The sequence below is a fragment of the Microcoleus harperi Pol14_C6 genome (assembly GCF_036701295.1).
Lineage (GTDB): Bacteria > Cyanobacteriota > Cyanobacteriia > Cyanobacteriales > Microcoleaceae > Microcoleus.
Map to the genome: position 1 here is coordinate 1 of NZ_JAUBQN010000118.1, position 1,033 is coordinate 1,033.

Genomic DNA, 1,033 nt, shown 5'->3' on the forward strand with positions numbered 1-1,033 from the left:
ATAGATAGTCTAAATGAAAGCTCATCACTATAACTGTATTGGTTGATCTATTTTACACCATAAACTCAGGAGAGCCATTCGTACTACCATTACGAGGGTCTTTAGACCCACCCAATCCGACTGTTGATGCAACGGTGATAGTTGAGAAACGGGGACGCTCCAAACTTGTCTTTTTTCAAGACGGTGATGTCCATTTTCTATCTGTTCGTTGTAGCTGAAGGATATGCCTTCAAATTTGAGAGCTAGCGCTGGGTCAAACCAAGTCTTGACTTGCCCATGAAGTGTAGGATGGTTGGCTTTAAGCGCTAAAATATAATCAGCTTTTGCACTATATATTTGAGTGGCAATTGCTGTTTGTGTACCCATTGCATCAATTGTGATAATGCTTCCAGCGAGGTCAAGCAGTTCTAATAGGGCAGGAATTGCTGTGATTTCATTCGATTTATCAGCTACTTTGACTTGCCCCAAAGCCAGACGATGTTGACTGGCCCAGGCGCTAACCAAATGCAACGCTGATTTCTGCTGCTCTCTGTCGTAGGAACCTCTAAGAGTCTTGCCATCGATAGGAATTACTTGCGCTCCAATTGCTTTAATTATCGATTGAACCCACCTCTGAAAGCAACGCTCAAATACTTGAGGATTAATCCGTTCAAAGACTCGTCGAAAAGTATCTGCACAAGGAATGCCACTCGGTAGAGCTAAAAATTCTCGTAACCAATCAAATTTGCTCAACCCATAGTTTTCCATATCTTCCCATCCCTTACCTCCGGCAATGACTGATAAAATTCCGATGATTAAAATATCTGTTAACTGATGGCTCCGGGTACGTTGTACTCGCGGGTCTTCTATCTCGCTAAAATAGCTTTGCATCTTTTCTGTTAATGCTGTAGCACTCTCGCTGGTTCAAATTCAACTTAGTTTGACGCTTTGAACAAGTAGAATTGAAGCCCGCTCCCATAACAATACTCCGGACAGTTTTTAAATAGGGATGCTTACGCAATAAAGCACAGAAGCGAAAAAACTGAGTGCTATC

General features: G+C 42.2%; 1 protein-coding gene. It reads right to left on the reverse strand.

Features of this window, described 5'->3' with window-relative positions:
• Nucleotides 1–27: 27 nt before the first annotated feature.
• Entirely contained in the window at nucleotides 28–870 is an 843-nt protein-coding gene (locus tag QUA27_RS27240) for an ISAs1 family transposase (protein WP_445251562.1), read from the reverse strand.
• Nucleotides 871–1,033 lie beyond the last annotated feature (163 nt).

Coding starts and splice junctions, on each gene's coding strand:
- QUA27_RS27240 (WP_445251562.1), bottom strand. CDS start 870: ATGCAAAGCTATTTTAGCGAGATAGAAGACCCGCGAGTACAACGTACC.